Source organism: Rhizobium bangladeshense, assembly GCF_001662075.1.
Taxonomy (GTDB): domain Bacteria; phylum Pseudomonadota; class Alphaproteobacteria; order Rhizobiales; family Rhizobiaceae; genus Rhizobium; species Rhizobium bangladeshense_B.
This window is the reverse complement of sequence record NZ_LYPL01000005.1, coordinates 71,528-86,013: the sequence shown is the minus strand read 5'-3', so window position 1 is coordinate 86,013 and position 14,486 is coordinate 71,528. Positions and strand designations below refer to the sequence as shown.

At 62.1% G+C, this 14,486-nt stretch carries 14 protein-coding genes and 1 pseudogene; 7 read left to right on the top strand and 8 right to left on the bottom strand.

Annotated elements, in window-relative coordinates; translation table 11 throughout:
* Positions 1-55: 55 nt before the first annotated feature.
* Entirely contained in the window at positions 56-697 is a 642-nt protein-coding gene (locus A7X77_RS12165) for a DUF1007 family protein (RefSeq protein ID WP_064683180.1), read from the top strand.
* Positions 691-1,764, top strand: coding sequence for a nickel/cobalt transporter (locus tag A7X77_RS12160; RefSeq protein WP_064683179.1), 1,074 nt, complete (start codon positions 691-693; stop codon positions 1,762-1,764). Before A7X77_RS12165 ends, A7X77_RS12160 begins: the two co-directional genes overlap by 7 nt.
* A 2-nt stretch (positions 1,765-1,766) precedes the next feature.
* On the opposite strand, the gene A7X77_RS12155 is transcribed toward A7X77_RS12160, so the two are convergent.
* The 4 genes from A7X77_RS12155 to A7X77_RS12140 all read right to left on the bottom strand — a co-directional run bounded on the left by A7X77_RS12155 (position 1,767) and on the right by A7X77_RS12140 (position 4,266).
* Positions 1,767-1,973, bottom strand: coding sequence for a hypothetical protein (locus A7X77_RS12155; protein WP_010029726.1), 207 nt, complete (start codon positions 1,971-1,973; stop codon positions 1,767-1,769).
* On the bottom strand, positions 1,970-2,665 hold the full coding sequence (locus tag A7X77_RS12150; protein WP_064683178.1) for a GNAT family N-acetyltransferase: 696 nt from the start codon (positions 2,663-2,665) through the stop codon (positions 1,970-1,972). Before A7X77_RS12150 ends, A7X77_RS12155 begins: the two co-directional genes overlap by 4 nt.
* 63 nt (positions 2,666-2,728) lie before the next feature.
* On the bottom strand, positions 2,729-3,448 hold the full coding sequence (locus A7X77_RS12145; RefSeq protein WP_064683177.1) for a tellurite resistance TerB family protein: 720 nt from the start codon (positions 3,446-3,448) through the stop codon (positions 2,729-2,731).
* Positions 3,449-3,627: 179 nt separating this feature from the next.
* Positions 3,628-4,266 carry a 2-dehydro-3-deoxy-phosphogluconate aldolase gene (locus tag A7X77_RS12140; protein WP_064683176.1) on the bottom strand — a complete coding sequence of 213 codons (639 nt, stop codon included), beginning with the start codon at positions 4,264-4,266 and terminating at the stop codon, positions 3,628-3,630.
* A 154-nt stretch (positions 4,267-4,420) separates the two neighbouring features.
* On the opposite strand from A7X77_RS12140, the gene A7X77_RS12135 reads away from it, so the two are divergent.
* From A7X77_RS12135 to A7X77_RS12120, 4 genes and pseudogenes are all read left to right on the top strand, one after another.
* Positions 4,421-4,909, top strand: coding sequence for a CYTH domain-containing protein (locus tag A7X77_RS12135; RefSeq protein ID WP_064683175.1), 489 nt, complete (start codon positions 4,421-4,423; stop codon positions 4,907-4,909).
* Positions 4,887-5,795: a CHAD domain-containing protein gene (locus tag A7X77_RS12130; RefSeq protein ID WP_064683174.1), complete on the top strand. Its 909-nt coding sequence runs from the start codon at positions 4,887-4,889 to the stop codon at positions 5,793-5,795. The genes A7X77_RS12135 and A7X77_RS12130 overlap by 23 nt, the downstream gene beginning before the upstream one ends.
* A 127-nt stretch (positions 5,796-5,922) precedes the next feature.
* Positions 5,923-6,353: pseudogene (locus A7X77_RS12125) on the top strand (VOC family protein).
* Positions 6,354-6,423: 70 nt separating this feature from the next.
* Entirely contained in the window at positions 6,424-7,353 is a 930-nt protein-coding gene (locus A7X77_RS12120) for a rhodanese-related sulfurtransferase (RefSeq protein WP_064683173.1), read from the top strand.
* A 42-nt stretch (positions 7,354-7,395) separates the two neighbouring features.
* Here the strand turns inward: A7X77_RS12120 and A7X77_RS12115 are convergent, their stop codons facing one another.
* Together A7X77_RS12115 and A7X77_RS12110 are read right to left on the bottom strand one after the other, a co-directional pair.
* Positions 7,396-9,609: a putative bifunctional diguanylate cyclase/phosphodiesterase gene (locus A7X77_RS12115; protein ID WP_064683172.1), complete on the bottom strand. Its 2,214-nt coding sequence runs from the start codon at positions 9,607-9,609 to the stop codon at positions 7,396-7,398.
* A 114-nt stretch (positions 9,610-9,723) separates the two neighbouring features.
* Positions 9,724-11,109 (bottom strand): GH1 family beta-glucosidase, encoded by a 1,386-nt coding sequence (locus A7X77_RS12110; protein WP_064683171.1) that lies wholly within the window; start codon positions 11,107-11,109, stop codon positions 9,724-9,726.
* 264 nt (positions 11,110-11,373) lie between these two features.
* On the opposite strand from A7X77_RS12110, the gene A7X77_RS12105 reads away from it, so the two are divergent.
* On the top strand, positions 11,374-11,775 hold the full coding sequence (locus A7X77_RS12105; RefSeq protein ID WP_064683170.1) for a DoxX family protein: 402 nt from the start codon (positions 11,374-11,376) through the stop codon (positions 11,773-11,775).
* Positions 11,776-11,859: 84 nt separating this feature from the next.
* Here the strand turns inward: A7X77_RS12105 and A7X77_RS12100 are convergent, their stop codons facing one another.
* Both A7X77_RS12100 and A7X77_RS12095 read right to left on the bottom strand, forming a co-directional pair.
* Positions 11,860-13,047 carry a Gfo/Idh/MocA family protein gene (locus A7X77_RS12100; protein WP_064683169.1) on the bottom strand — a complete coding sequence of 396 codons (1,188 nt, stop codon included), beginning with the start codon at positions 13,045-13,047 and terminating at the stop codon, positions 11,860-11,862.
* Positions 13,048-13,246: 199 nt separating this feature from the next.
* Positions 13,247-14,299: a sugar phosphate isomerase/epimerase family protein gene (locus A7X77_RS12095; protein ID WP_064683168.1), complete on the bottom strand. Its 1,053-nt coding sequence runs from the start codon at positions 14,297-14,299 to the stop codon at positions 13,247-13,249.
* Positions 14,300-14,486 lie beyond the last annotated feature (187 nt).

The window sequence follows — 14,486 nt, the reverse complement described above, 5'->3', positions numbered from 1 at the left end:
TTCCGTCCCAATTTCTGGCAAGAACTCGGGTCGAGCGAATAAGGCAGCGGGACGCATGAAAAAATCCATACCATTGATAGCCGCGCTTCTTTCGCTGGCGCCGGCCACCGCCCTTGCGCATCCGCATATCTTCGTGGAAGCGCGGCTCGAAGTCGTCGCCGGCGCCGACGGCAGCATCGAGGAACTGCGCAATGTCTGGCGCTTCGACGAGGTCTTCTCCTCCTCGGTCGTCATGGATTTCGACAAGAACACCGATCTGAAGCTGGAGCCGAACGAACTCGCGCAGGTCGGGAAAACGGTGAAGCAGTCGCTTGCCGACTACGACTACTACATGAACCTGACGGTCAACGGGAAGAACGTCACGGTCCAGCAGCCTGACATCATCCATGTCGATTATAAGAACGGCCAGCTCCTGATGTTCTTCGCGGTCAAACCGGCGGAGAAGATGCCGCTCAAGGGCAGGCTCACTTTCGGCGTCTACGACCCGACGCTCTATACGTCGATCGACTTTCCGACAGACAACGAACTCTCCACGGTCGGCGACAGCTTCAAGGCCTGCAAACACCAGGTGGTGAGACCGGATGCCGACGAGGTAATCTCGCAAAACAAGCAGTCGCTGACGGACGCCTTCTTCAACGATCCGACCGGCACCAACATGTCCAAGCTCTTCGCCACCCGGCTGGATATCACATGTTGATGAAACGCCCCCTCATCCTTTCCGCAGCACTCCTTGCGCTCGTGACTGCGGCAAGCCTTGCCCATGCGCAATCGCCGCTCGGCATCGGCACGGCCGAACCAAGTTTTCAACCGACCGGCGGGCCGTTCGCATCGCTTTTGCTCTATGTGAACTATGAGCAGCAGGCCTTCTACCGGGCGCTGACGGATGCCTTGAAGGGCATGCGCGAGGATCCGTGGCAGCTGACATCTCTGATCGGTCTTTCCTTCGCCTACGGCGTCTTCCATGCCGCCGGCCCCGGCCACGGCAAGGCGGTCATCTCCTCATACATGATCGCCAACGAGGTCGAGCTGAAGCGCGGCGTGGTGATTTCCTTCATTTCGGCCTTCATCCAGGGTGTCGTCGCCGTCGCCCTGGTCGGCGGCGCCTGGCTGGTGCTGCGCGGCACCGGCATCACGCTGACGGCCGCGACTCATGCTATGGAAATCGCCAGCTTCGTCATGGTCATCCTCTTCGGCGGCTGGCTGCTGTTTCGCAAACTGCGCTCGATGGCGGGCAATTTGCCGCGCCGCCGGCCGATGGCCACGTCCGCCGGTCCGGTCAGCATGATGCTCGATTGGAAGGACAACGCCGCCGAACGCCGGGCCTATGCCTTCAATGGCAAGGCGCAGGCCGTGGACGCCGGCCACACCTTCGTTCCGGGCATGGTCTGCGAGACCTGCGGCAATGCACATGTGCCGGATCCGGCCCTGCTCGCCGGCGACAGGTTCAGCGTCCGCGAGGCCTGGTCGGCGATCGTGGCCGTCGGCCTCCGCCCGTGCTCCGGTGCGCTTCTGGTCATGACTTTTTCGTTGCTGAACGGTCTCTATCTCGGCGGCATGCTGTCGGTAGTCGCCATGTCGCTCGGCACGGCGATCACCGTATCGCTGCTTGCCACCCTCGCCGTCACCGCCAAGGGTGCTGCCATCCGCCTCTCCGGACGCGGCTCGGCCGCCTCGGTCTGGATCGGCAACGCCATCGAAATCCTCGGCGCCCTTCTCGTCATCCTGATGGGCGTCTTGCTGCTCGGCGCCTCCCTGCAGGGCTGACTTTATTTTTCTCGGCCGCGCTGGTAACGCGCCCTGAGCCAGAAAACCGCGAAAAAGGCCATGATCAGGCAGACGCCAACGGCAATTCCCAGCACCGGCGAGAAATTGCCGATCCATAAAACGATGGTCGGCAGAAAATAGATGACGAGGCCGGCGCCGAGCAGGATGATGGCGGCGGCGGTCGCCTGCGAGCGGCTTTCGGGGGTCACGCGAGCCTTTCCTTCTCAAGATCGGCACGAATATCCTGCAGGCGTCGGATCTGTTTGCCGGCAGCGTCGAAATTATCGGGCGAAAGCCAGGCCTCGAAAGCATCGTTGATCAGCGGCCATTCGGCATCGATCATCGAGAACCAGGCGGTGTCGCGGTTGCGATGCTTCGAGATCATGTGCTGACGGAACATCCCTTCGAAGCTGAAGCCGTACCGCACCGCCGTCGTCTTGCTCGCCTCGTTGTTATTGTCGCATTTCCATTCGTAGCGGCGGTAGCCGAGATCGTCGAAGACGTGCTTGGCCATCAGGTAGTGCGCCTCGGTGGAAAGCGGCGAACGGCTCATATCGGACCCATGCACCACCCCGCCGATCTCGACGACGCCATTTGCCGGGTCGGCGCGCATATAGTTCGCCATGCCGACAATCTTGCCGCTGGCGTTGTCGCGGAAGATATGGGTGAGCCAGCCGGACTTGGTGTGGACGGCCTCCAGCCAGTTGGCGAAATCTTCGATACCGGAGAAATCGTCCTGCGCGAAATAAAGCAACAGCGGGTTGATGCCCATGCCGCCGAGCCCGTCCCACAACGCCTCGAGATGCTCCGCGCGCCGATAGGGCTCGACAGTGACGAAACGGCCCTTCAGCGTGACCGGCTTCGGCGCCGGGCAGCCCTTGAAATTTGCAAGATCGCGCATGTTCACTCCCCTTGTCTAGGAGTGGATAGGCCAGCCGCCCGACAAAGGCAACCGGCCGAGATGTTACTGCGACAAGGTGGTCTTAGCGGACGACACCGTCGCCTCGATATGGTCGACCAGTTGGTCGGCGAGGCCGAGCCGGCCGGCAAGCAGATCGAGATAGCCGCGCTCGGCGCGCGAATCCGGATCGATGGTGAGCCGCGAGGCGGTGTAGAGCTCGACGCGCTGCTCTTCCGTGACCGCCGCAGCGACGAGCGCATCGATATCCGTCGGCGACGCGAGTTCGCGCTCGATGAAGGCGGCGGCCTCGCCACTGACGTCGGCGGCGGTGATCTTCTCCATGATGAGCGCACGTTCGGCGGCGTCGATATGGCCGTCCGCTTTGGCGGCGGCGATCATCGCGCGGATCAGGACCAGCACAAATTCGTTGCTGCCAGCCGGTGAGGCCGGTCCGAAACCGGATTCGGCCGGCGGCGGCAGCAGAACCGGATTGTTTGCCGAGGGCGCATCCGACGGGGCTGCCGGCGCCTGCCCCGACTGGTAATTCTTGTAGGCCTGGTAGCCGAGGCCGGCAATGGCGGCAAGACCGCCGATCGCCAGCGCGTTGCCGGCAATGCTGCGGCCGGTCTTGGTCCCGAGAAGCACGGCTGCGAGCGCACCGGTCTTCATCGGATTGTTCCGTGCCGTCTGCATGGCGTCGCCCGCCCTGTCGCGGACCGAACCGCCGAGACCCGGAACCTGCGAACCCAAGAACTGGTCGAGAAGCTTCTTCGCGTCGAACATTCCTCGTCATCTCCTGTTTGAGGCTGGAGCAGAACATAGGTTTGCGACGGCTGAAATACAAATGGGGGGCTCGCCGAGAAGCCACGATCGGGAAGGCTAACCTCCTGCCGATCTCCCTCTTGTGGGGGAGATGTCCGTCATAACAGAGGGGTTTCACACCCACCTAGGAAAATACGATCTCAGGCCTTCAGCGCTGCCGCTTCCGTCGCGAGCTTGGTAATGCCTGCCCAATCGCCGGCAGCGACCAGTTCCTTCGGCGCCACCCAGGAGCCGCCGACGCAGATAACGTTCGGCAGCGACAGGTAATCATTGGCGTTCTTCAGCGAAATGCCGCCGGTCGGGCAGAACAGCGTGCCGGCAAGGGGTGAGGAAAGCGCCTTCAGGAAGGCGGCGCCGCCGGCCTGCTCGGCAGGGAAGAACTTCAGCACCTGGTAGCCTTCTTCGCGCAGCGCCATGACTTCGCTGGCAGTCGCAGCGCCCGGAAGCAGCGGCACATCGGAATCGGCGGCAGCATCGAGCAGCTCCTGCGTCGTGCCCGGGCTGACGATGAACTTCGAACCGGCCTCGACGGCGGCCTGCCAATGGGCCGCGTTCAGGATCGTGCCGGCGCCGACTTCGGCGCCCTCGACCTCGGCAGCGACGGCGCGCACCGCCTCGAGGGCCGCCGGCGTGCGCATGGTGATCTCGATTGCCTTCAGGCCGCCTGCGACGAGCGCGCGCGCCAGCGGCACCGCCGACTTGGCATCATCGACGATCAGGACCGGGACGACCGGCTGGAGTTTCAGGATGGAAAGGAGCTTCTCTGTTTTCTCGCCCATGGTCGCGCGACCTCCTTGAAACGATTGAAATTGCATCCCGAATAACGCCCCCGCCGACCCTTGTCGAGATAAAACCCGGCCGCATGAGAAGATGGGTAGGAAATGCGGGGAAATTGGTCTACCGTGCGGCGATCGTCACAAAAGGTTCACTGGCATGGCGAAAGAGATCGAGCGGAAGTTCCTGGTTCGCAGCGATGGATGGCGATCCGCCGTCGAGACGAAATCTGTGCTCAAGCAGGGTTATATCGCCTCAATGGACGACCGCTCCGTCCGGGTGCGCATCCTCGACGGCCGGAAGGCGAAGCTGACGATCAAGATTGGCCGCAGCGCTATCACCCGCGACGAATTCGAATTTGACATCCCGATTGCAGATGCCGAAGAGCTGCTGCAGAACGCGATCGGCATCGTCATCGAAAAAACGCGTTACCGCGTTCCGTATCAGGGTTTCGTCTGGGAGGTCGACGTCTTTGCGGGCGCGCATCGCGGGCTGGTGATCGCCGAAGTGGAAATGACGGCGGAAACCGATGACCCGGCATTGCCCGGCTGGCTTGGCCGCGAAGTGACTGGCGATTTCCGCTATTCCAACCAGGCCCTCGCCACAGAATACGGGCATGACAGGCATGGCCTATCGCATTCGGCCTGACGCCGATTTCACCGAGGCGTTCCGCGACGTCGCGACCGAGCAGCTGGAAAGCGCTATCGCGGTCCTCGAGGAGCGGCCGGACGGCGCGCATGAGGCGATCCACTCCTTCCGCAAGAACCTGAAGCGGTTGCGCTCGCTCTACCGGCTCGTCGCGCGCGACGTGCCGGATTTTCAGGACCGCGAAAATGCACGGCTGCGCGATGCTGCACGCTCGCTGTCGGCAATCCGCGACGCCGCCGCCCTCATCGGCACGGCGCAATATCTGCAGCATTCAGCCCGCGGAAAAGAAGAGGGCGAAGCGCTCGGACGGATCGTCACTGTTCTCGAAGGCCGCCGTGACTGGATGGGGGAGGCCGAAAGCGGCCTGGAGCAGCGGCTCGCGGAAACCTCGGACGTTCTGAAAAAAGCGATCGCCGCACTCGATACAGTCTCATTTGATAGCGGTCATCGTAAGAATGCCCGCATGCTGGCGAAGAGCTGGCGCCGCACCGCCCGAAAGGCCGGGACCGCGCTTGCCGCCTGCCACGGCGAGGCGTCGGCCGACGACTTCCATGTTCTGCGCAAACGCACCTACGATTATCGACTCTATCACGCCCTTTTGCGCGACATCTGGCCGGGCGCGATGAAGGCCAAGCGCGATGCGGCCAAGGAGCTCGTCGAGGATCTCGGCCATATTCACGACCTTGCAGTGCTCTGTGAACTGGTGGAAGCCGAGCCTCAACTCTTCACCCGCAATGACGATCTGGCGCATCTGCTCGACGCCATCATCTTCCGCCAGCAGGAAGACCGGCGGCAGGCGCTTGTCAAAGCCGAAGCCGTTTTCGCCGATGATCCTGATCACGAAGCGCAGCGCATTGAACTGCTCTGGCTGACGGCCGCAAATTGAGCGGCGGCGTCATTATTTCGATTGCGCTAGCGCCTCTGAAATGTCGAAAGAAAGCCCATTGACCTCAACCAGACTTGAGGTCCTACCCTCCGGCGATTGACCAAGCAGACCTGACCGCGAGGAAAAAATGTTTGCCGAAAATGCTGCTATGCCAAAGCTGCTCGGGCTCTACGAGACGCATCTGACCGTTGCCGACCTCAAGACCTCCATGGATTTCTACCGGGATGTCGTCGGACTCGAACCGGCGGCGTCATTCGAGGAGCGCAAAGTTGCTTTCCTCTGGGTGGACGATAGGAAGACTGGCATGCTCGGTCTTTGGGAAACCGGAACCGGGCCTCTGAGGATGCGGCTGCATATTGCCTTCCGCATGACTGTCGAAGGCGGCTGCAGGCGCCCGCCGCTATCAAGGCAAAGGGTGTCGAACCTCTCGGCTGGATGCCCGCCATGTCGATGTATTTCAAGGATCCGGATGGACACTCGATCGAGTTCATCAGCGACGATACTTCCGACCCAAGCTTCGGCGTGCGGCCGTTTTCGGAATGGAAGGCGAAAGCATAATCGGTAATCGTCAAAGCCGCTACCGGCGAAGGCAATTGCGCGAGCCGCCGATTTTCTGTATTTCCCGCCCATGACCGACAGCCTGACACACACCGGCCCGTTCCTCGTAGCGGCGCTCTACCATTTCGTTTCCGTACCGCGCTTTGTCAGCCTGCAAGCGCCGCTGCAGGCGCTTTGCGAAGAGAACGGCGTCAAGGGAACGCTGCTTCTGGCGCATGAGGGCATCAACGGGACGATCGCGGGACCGGATGCCGGCATTGGCGCCGTGCTCGCCTTCCTGCGTGCCCAGCCGGAATTTTCGAACCTGGAGCACAAGGAAAGCCGCGCCTCGAAGATGCCTTTCCTGCGCCTGAAGGTGAAGCTGAAAAAGGAAATCGTCACCATGGGCGTCGAAGACATCGACCCCAACAAGGTGGTCGGCACCTATGTGGCGCCTCAGGACTGGAACGCGCTGATCTCCGATCCCGATACGATCGTCATCGACACCCGCAATGATTACGAGACGGCAATCGGCACCTTTCGCGGCGCACTCGACCCGAAGACGAAGACGTTCCGCGAATTTCCGGATTGGGTGCGTCAGAATTCCGGCCTGCACAACAAGCCGAAGATCGCCATGTACTGCACCGGCGGCATACGCTGCGAGAAGGCCACTGCCTTCATGAAGGCTGAGGGCTTCGACGAGGTCTATCATCTGAAGGGCGGCATCCTGAAATATCTGGAGGACGTGCCGCCGGAGGAAAGCCTCTGGGACGGCGCCTGCTTCGTCTTCGATGAACGTGTGTCCGTCGAACACGGCCTGAAGGAAGGTGAGCATCGGCTGTGCCACGCCTGCCGCAACCCGATCACTTCAGAGGAAATCACCTCGCCACTCTACGAGGAAGGCGTTTCCTGCAGCCACTGCTATCACACGCGCACGGAGGAAGACCGGCTGCGCTACCGTCAGCGGCAGCTTCAGATCGCGCTGGCAAGAAAACGCGGCCAGCGGCATATCGGCAGCTGACCTATCCCCGTTGGACGGGCTTGCTATCCGAGAATGTCGTCGTCAGGCCGCGCCGAGACGGCGCTGGGCCGACGGCTCCGCGGCACGAAGCTCGTTGAGCATGTCGGTAATTCGCTCGGCCACCATCGGCTTTCCGAATAGATAGCCTTGCAGACAGTCGCAGCCGAACAGGCGCATGGCGACTGCCTGCCCCTCGGTCTCGATGCCTTCAGCCGTCACCGGAATATCGAGCGAGCGGGCAAGCGCCACCGTCGCCTGCAGCATTTCGCGCTGGCGTTTGTCCTCGTTGACGCCCATGACCAGAGAGCGGTCGATCTTGATGCGGTCGAAGCCGAACTGCCTGAGATAGCCGATTGAGGAGAAACCGGAACCGAAGTCGTCGAGCGCCACTTTGACCCCCAGCCCCTTCAGCCGTTCGATCGACTGGCGGGTCCGCTGCGGGTTCTGGATCATGTAACCTTCGGTGATCTCCAGCGTGATGCGGCTGGTCTCGATCTCCGTCTGTTTCAACACGTAGCGCACATAGTCGGTGAAGGCGGGGTTGCGGAACTGTCCGGGCGAGACGTTGACCGAGACATTGAGTTCCGGCCACTGCTTGGCCGTCTCGCAGGCTTTGCGCAGCACAAAGAGGCCGAGCGATTCGATGAGGCCGCTGGTCTCGGCGATCGGAATGAATATCTCGGGCGAAACAGGGCCGTGGCCCGGGCGGTTCCAGCGCACCAGCGCCTCGACGCCGCTGAGAGCATGCGTGGCCGCGTCGACCAGTGGCTGATAGGCGAGGGTCAGGTCGCCGCTTTCGATGGCAATTCTGAGGTCGAGCTCCAGCGCATTGCGCTGCTCCCGGTCCGCATCCATCGATGGATCGTAGAGCGTCATGCGCGCCCGACCGGCTTCCTTCGCCTTGTACATGGCAAGATCGGAGCGGCGCACCAGCTCTTCGCGGTCGATTGCGCCGGCAGGCGACATGGCGATGCCGATACTGGCGCCGACGACGACGACGCGGCGGCCGATCTCCAGCGGATCGACCAGAAAATCGAGGATCTGCTCGGAAAGCTGCAGCGCGGCGGCATTCTCGCCGTCGGAGAGAAAGGCGATCGCAAATTCGTCGCCGCCGATGCGGGCGAGAACCGCGCCCTGTGGGATCAACACCTTGAGCCCGGCCGCAACCGCGCGGATCAACTGGTCGCCGGTTCCGTGTCCATAGCTGTCATTGACTTCCTTGAAACCGTCGAGGTCGAGATAGAGGAGCAGCACATTGCGCTTGCTCTGCCGGGCTTCGGCGACAAAGCGGTCGACGGCCAGCCCGAGACCGTCGCGATTGGACAGTCCGCTCAGCCTGTCGCGCAGCGCCTCCTCGCGGGCCCTATTTTCCTCCGCTTTCAGGCGGCGGCCGGCGAGCCAGCCGATGGCCAGCAGCACCACGAAAAACAAGCCGACCAGACCGAGAGCCTCGATGACCATCGGCCGCACCTGCGCATAGGCGATATTCCCCGGTGCGCGCGAGGTCCAGACGAGCTTGCCGAGCGTGGCGCCCATCGGATCGACGATGGGCACGAGATACTCGGCTTCGAAGCTCGGCGGCGCCAGCCGCAGACCACCGATGACATAGGTCTGACCGAGCGCGCTCACCCTCTCGTCATCGAGATGCCGGGCGAAAATAAGATAGCGATGTTGACCGGCCGGCACATCGAGTGCACCGGATTTTTGCCGCACCAGCGCCACGCCGGTAGCGGCAATCCCCCGTTTGGTGCGAATGAAACCGACGGCCTGAGGCCTATCGGCCGGGCCGGCCGCCTTCACAGTGTCGAGCAGCTTCCAGACAGACGGCGCGAAGAAATCTGCGAGCGGCTCCTCCATCGGCTTGCCGTCGCGATAGGCTATGATTGCATTCCTCGCATCATCGACGACGATCGCCATATCGAAAAGCGAGCTGTTGACCGACATTTCGCCGTAGTTGCTGACCGTCCAGCCCATGCCATCGGGCGCGTAGACATTGGCGGCGGCGTCGTCCCAGGCGGCATAATCGTCGAGCGTCGCGCCGAGCTGATCCTCGAAGGTCCTCAACGCGCCGATCGTCGTTTCACGCGAGCGCTCGTCGTCAAGGACATTGGCATTTTGAGCGACGCGTTCGATGGCCGTCAACACCATGATGGTGGCGACCGCGACGATGACCGCAAAGGAAAACAGCACGCCGGTGACGGTTATGTGACGGCCTATTCCCGATCCCTTGCCCTGCAACTTTCCGAGTATCTGCATTACGGCTCCCTGACCATCGGACTTTGGCAGTCAAGGGTTCAAAAACGTTTAAGCAACAGCCTGTTGCAGATCTGGGCGGTTCATTTTTTTCGCCCGCGGCCGGCAAGTTCGCACTCAGACGGACCGCTGACCCGGCTTGTGATTTCCTTTCGGAAATTGCCCCGCGAGGTCGCGATACCATTTGCCGCTCTTCTTCACCGTGCGCAGCTGCGTCTCGTAATCGACATGGACGAGCCCGAAGCGCATGCGGTAGCCTTCCGCCCATTCGAAATTGTCCATCAGGCTCCAGGCGAAATAGCCGCGCATGGGATACCCGTCCTTGATGAGATCGGCCACAACGTCGAGATGGTCGCCGAGATAGTCGAGGCGCATCGTGTCGTCGACCTCGCCATCGGCGACATCGGTATTGTCGCAGGCACCGTTCTCCGTGATGTAGCACTCCGGCAGCTCGTAGCGGCGGTAAAGGTCCTCGACCAGGAGCTTCAGGCCCGGCGCATAGATTTCCCAGCCGATGTCGGTCTTCACGTCACTTGCCGGCGGCGCTTTCACCGTCCAGGGAAAATCGCCCTTGCGGTCGGCATCGTCAGTGACGCGTTCGGGCGTGTAATAATTCAGACCCCACCAATCGAGCTTCTGGCTGATGAGCTTCAGGTCGCCGTCCTCGACGAGAGGCATGCGGTCACCGAGCGCGTCGACGAATCCCTTTGGATATTCGCCCTTGAACACCGGATCGAAGAAGGCGCCGTTGTGGAACTGATGCGCGCGCTCGGCGGCGGCAAGATCGGCCGGCCTGTCGGAGCCCGGGATGATCGAGACGGCGTTCAGCACAAGCCCGACGGGCACCTTGGGAGCCTCCGAGCGGATCGCCTCGATGCCGAGGCCATGGGCGAGGTTCATGGTGTGCATGGCGTGAAGGGCGGCCTGCAAGTTGCGCTCACCCGGCGCATGGATGCCGTAGAGGTGGCTGAGCCAAACGATGCACCAGGGTTCGTTGAAGGTCGCGACGGCGTCAAGACGATCCCCAAGGCGGCTCATCACCGTTTTGGCATAGCGCTGATAGGCGTAGGCGGTCGAACGCGCAGTCCAGCCGCCGTCACCGGCAAGCAGCAGCGGCAAGTCCCAATGATAGAGGGTCGCGAAGGTCTTGATCCCGCGCGCCTTGCAGCCGTCGACGAGCCGGTCGTAGAAATCGAGGCCGGCCTCGTTCACCGGACCCGTGCCGTCAGGGATGATGCGCGGCCAGGCGATCGAGAAGCGATAGGCCTCGACGCCCATCTCCTTGATGAGATCGAGATCCTGGTCCAGCCGGTTGTAGTGATCGCAGGCAACGTCGCCATTATCGCGATTGTGGACGCGCCCGGGCATGTTGCAGAAAGCGTCCCAGATGGACGGCTTGCGGCCGTCGGCCTTGCTCGCACCCTCGATCTGGAAGGCGGCGGTGGCGACGCCAAAGGTGAAATCGCCGGGAAAGCGGTCTGCAAGCGTCTTCGCATCGATCATCTCTAATCCCCGTCTCTCAGCATGTTGACTGGCCGTTGGGTCGGATTTAGCCAAGCCGAAAAGCAAAGTACAGGTCTCGGTCAAGAAAAACTGCAACGTTGCAGTAGGCAGGGCGGAACGGCCATAACCGGCATCATTTGACCGCTTCGGACATTCGCGCTCCCGCCGCGACCGCCCTCATAACGCAAATGTCAGCAGGCGTGACTTGCTGCCGAGCTCGCGATCACTACACAGCGAAGACATTGCAAACATGAAAGGGACCCGATGCTGTCTTCGATCCATCTGCTGCAGCCCCATCTGCTGAGCCTGCTGCGCATCATCTCCTCGCTCGTGCTTTTCAGCTACGGTACGCAGAAGATCCTGCATTTTCCGGCCGCGGCAAGCGTGCCGCCGATGGGCTCGCTCTCCTGGATTGCCGGGCTGATCGAACTCACTCTCGGCTTCCTCGTCCTGATCGGATTCCAGACCCGCATCGCAGCCTTCGTGCTTTCGGGCCTGATGGCCTTCGCCTATTTCATCGGCCATGCGGGAAAGAGCTTCTATCCCGCGCAGAATGGCGGCGTCGCGGCGATCCTGTTCTGCTTCGTATTTCTTTATCTGGTGGCGGCAGGCGCCGGGCCGCTCAGCGTCGACAGCCTGATGAAGCGCAACCGCGCTGCGGCCTGACGAATGACGGACAAGCCGAGGCGGCCAATGGCTGCCTCGGGATTTTCGCGGGCTCCGCGCCATTCCAGGCGCGGATCGCCAAGCTCAGAGCTTGACCCAAGCGCCGTTTTTCTTCGACGAGGCGACACAGGCCTCGACGAAGGCGACACCCTTCACGCCATCGTCGACCGTGGGATAGACCACCGTTTTGTCGACCGCCTTGCCCTTCTTGCGGGCATTGATCGCATGCGCGGCTTCCGTATAGATCGTCGCAAACGCCTCGAGATAACCTTCCGGATGCCCTGATGGCACGCGCGTAACGCGGCCGGCAGCAGCTCCGGCGCCGGCGCCGCCGCGGGTAATCAGCCGCTTCGGCTCGCCGAAGGGCGTGTACCAGAGGTAATTCGGATCTTTCTGCGTCCATTCCAGGCCGCCCTTCGTGCCATAGACGCGCACCATCAGGCCGTTCTCATGGCCGGGCGCGACCTGGCTGCACCAGAGCATGCCCTTGGCCGGCTTTTCCGAGCCCTTCGCCTTGAAGCGCAGCATGACATGGGCATTGTCGTCCAACCGGCGGCCGGGCACGAAGCTGTCGAGATCGGCGGCCAGGCTGTCGAGTTCCAGGCCAGTGATGAAGGAGGCGAGATTATAGGCATGGGTGCCGATGTCGCCGGTCGAGCCGCCGACGCCGGACTGGGCCGGATCGGTGCGCCAGGCGGCTTGTTTCTGGCCGGTCTGCTCGACCGCTTCCGTCAGCCAGTCCTGCGGATATTCGGCCTGGACGACTCTTATATCGCCGAGTTCGCCGTTCGCGATCATCTCGCGCGCCTGGCGAACCATCGGATAACCGGTGTAATTATGCGTCAGCACGAAGAGCGCCCCGTTTTCGTCGGCGACTTTTTTCAGCTTCTTGGCATCGGCAAGGTTCGACGTCAGCGGCTTGTCGCAGATGACGTGAATGCCGCGCTTCAGGAATTCCTTGGCTGCGTCGTAATGCACATGGTTCGGCGTGACGATCGAAACCGCCTCGATGCCGTTCTTCAGCTTCGCCTCACGTATGGCCATCTCGCGGTAGCTGGAATAGGTCCGCGACGGATCGAGGCCGAGGTCGCGGCCCGACTGTACGGCCTTGTCGGGCGTCGACGACAGCGCCCCGGCGATAAGATCGTACTGATCGTCGATGCGCGCCGCGATGCGGTGCACCGCACCGATGAACGCGCCGGCGCCGCCGCCCACCATGCCGAGCCGGATGCGCGGCTCGCGGGTCTGTTCCGATGATGCTTCGATTGCCATTCTTGTCCTCCTGGAATTTAAACTCATGCGGATGCGCCCCTCATCCGGCTGCCGCCACCTTCTCCCCGCCCGCGGGGGAGAAGGGGATCTGCCGCGCCGTCTCCGTCCCGCTCCAACATTTCGTGGGGCAAGTCCTCTCTCCCCGTCAGAACGGGGAGAGGGTTAGGGTGAGGGGCAGCCTCCCGGCATTCCCGATGTCTCAGAGCCCCAGCATCCGCCGGTTCGCCGCCTGATCGGTGCCGCTGCCGGCAAAATCGTCGAAAGCTTTTTCGGTGACGCGGATGATATGGGCGGCGACGAATTCGGCTCCTTCGCGGGCGCCGTCCTCTGGATGTTTCAGCGCGCACTCCCATTCGACAACGGCCCAGCCGTCGAAATTATTGGCCGTCATCTTCGAGAAGACCGCGCCGAAATCGACTTGGCCGTCACCGAGCGAGCGGAAGCGGCCGGCCCGCTCGACCCAGCCCTGATAACCACCATAGACACCCTGGCGCCCGGTCGGATTGAACTCCGCATCCTTGACGTGGAACATCTTGATGCGGTCCTTGTAGATGTCGATATTCTCGAGATAATCGAGGCACTGCAGGACATAATGCGAGGGATCGTAGAGCATGTTGGCGCGCGGATGGTTCTTCACCCGCTCCAGGAACATCTCGAAGGTGACGCCGTCATGCAGGTCTTCACCGGGATGGATCTCGTAGCAGACGTCGATGCCGCAATCTTCGGCATGGTTGAGGATCGGCGTCCAGCGCTTGGCAAGCTCGTCGAAGGCGGTCTCGACCAGACCGGCGGGACGCTGCGGCCAAGGATAGATGAACGGCCAGGCAAGCGCGCCGGAGAAGGTCGCATGCGCTTTTAGGCCGAGGTTCTTCGATGCAGTCAGCGCCATCTTGACCTGCTCGACCGCCCATTGCTGGCGGGCCTTGGGATTGCCGCGCACCTCAGGGGCTGCAAAGCCGTCGAAGGCTTCGTCATAGGCCGGGTGAACGGCGACTAGCTGGCCTTGCAGATGGGTTGAGAGTTCGGTGATCTCGATGCCGTTTTCACGGGCCTTGCCGGCGAACTCGTCGCAATAATCCTTGGATGTCGCAGCCTTCTGCAGATCGATTAGCTGGCTCGCCCAAGTCGGCACCTGGACACCCTTGTAGCCGATACCGGCTGCCCATTTGGTGATGGCGTCCCAGGAGTTGAAAGGCGCGGCATCGCTCGCGAACTGGCCAAGGAAAAGGCCGGGGCCCTTGATCGTCTTCATGTCAGATTCCTCCCTGAACATCGACCGTAAACGTTTCTGATAACTTGTAGCACGCAATTTTTCGGGCGCAAGGCGCCTCTTCGCCCTCGCTTTCGGATCGGCGTTGAGCCTGGATGCGACCTAGCTGCGAGCTAATCATGATGGGCTTTGGCGGGCAAGAGGTACGTGCAGCATTTTCGGCAGCATG

Excerpts from the sequence above, each read along its gene's own strand:
- A7X77_RS12165 (WP_064683180.1), top strand. The coding sequence starts at position 56 with ATGAAAAAATCCATACCATTGATAGCCGCGCTTCTTTCGCTGGCGCCG.
- A7X77_RS12160 (WP_064683179.1), top strand. The coding sequence starts at position 691 with ATGTTGATGAAACGCCCCCTCATCCTTTCCGCAGCACTCCTTGCGCTC.
- A7X77_RS12150 (WP_064683178.1), bottom strand. The coding sequence starts at position 2,665 with ATGCGCGATCTTGCAAATTTCAAGGGCTGCCCGGCGCCGAAGCCGGTC.
- A7X77_RS12145 (WP_064683177.1), bottom strand. The coding sequence starts at position 3,448 with ATGTTCGACGCGAAGAAGCTTCTCGACCAGTTCTTGGGTTCGCAGGTT.
- A7X77_RS12140 (WP_064683176.1), bottom strand. The coding sequence starts at position 4,266 with ATGGGCGAGAAAACAGAGAAGCTCCTTTCCATCCTGAAACTCCAGCCG.
- A7X77_RS12135 (WP_064683175.1), top strand. The coding sequence starts at position 4,421 with ATGGCGAAAGAGATCGAGCGGAAGTTCCTGGTTCGCAGCGATGGATGG.
- A7X77_RS12130 (WP_064683174.1), top strand. The coding sequence starts at position 4,887 with ATGGCCTATCGCATTCGGCCTGACGCCGATTTCACCGAGGCGTTCCGC.
- A7X77_RS12120 (WP_064683173.1), top strand. The coding sequence starts at position 6,424 with ATGACCGACAGCCTGACACACACCGGCCCGTTCCTCGTAGCGGCGCTC.
- A7X77_RS12115 (WP_064683172.1), bottom strand. The coding sequence starts at position 9,609 with ATGCAGATACTCGGAAAGTTGCAGGGCAAGGGATCGGGAATAGGCCGT.
- A7X77_RS12110 (WP_064683171.1), bottom strand. The coding sequence starts at position 11,109 with ATGATCGATGCGAAGACGCTTGCAGACCGCTTTCCCGGCGATTTCACC.
- A7X77_RS12105 (WP_064683170.1), top strand. The coding sequence starts at position 11,374 with ATGCTGTCTTCGATCCATCTGCTGCAGCCCCATCTGCTGAGCCTGCTG.
- A7X77_RS12100 (WP_064683169.1), bottom strand. The coding sequence starts at position 13,047 with ATGGCAATCGAAGCATCATCGGAACAGACCCGCGAGCCGCGCATCCGG.
- A7X77_RS12095 (WP_064683168.1), bottom strand. The coding sequence starts at position 14,299 with ATGAAGACGATCAAGGGCCCCGGCCTTTTCCTTGGCCAGTTCGCGAGC.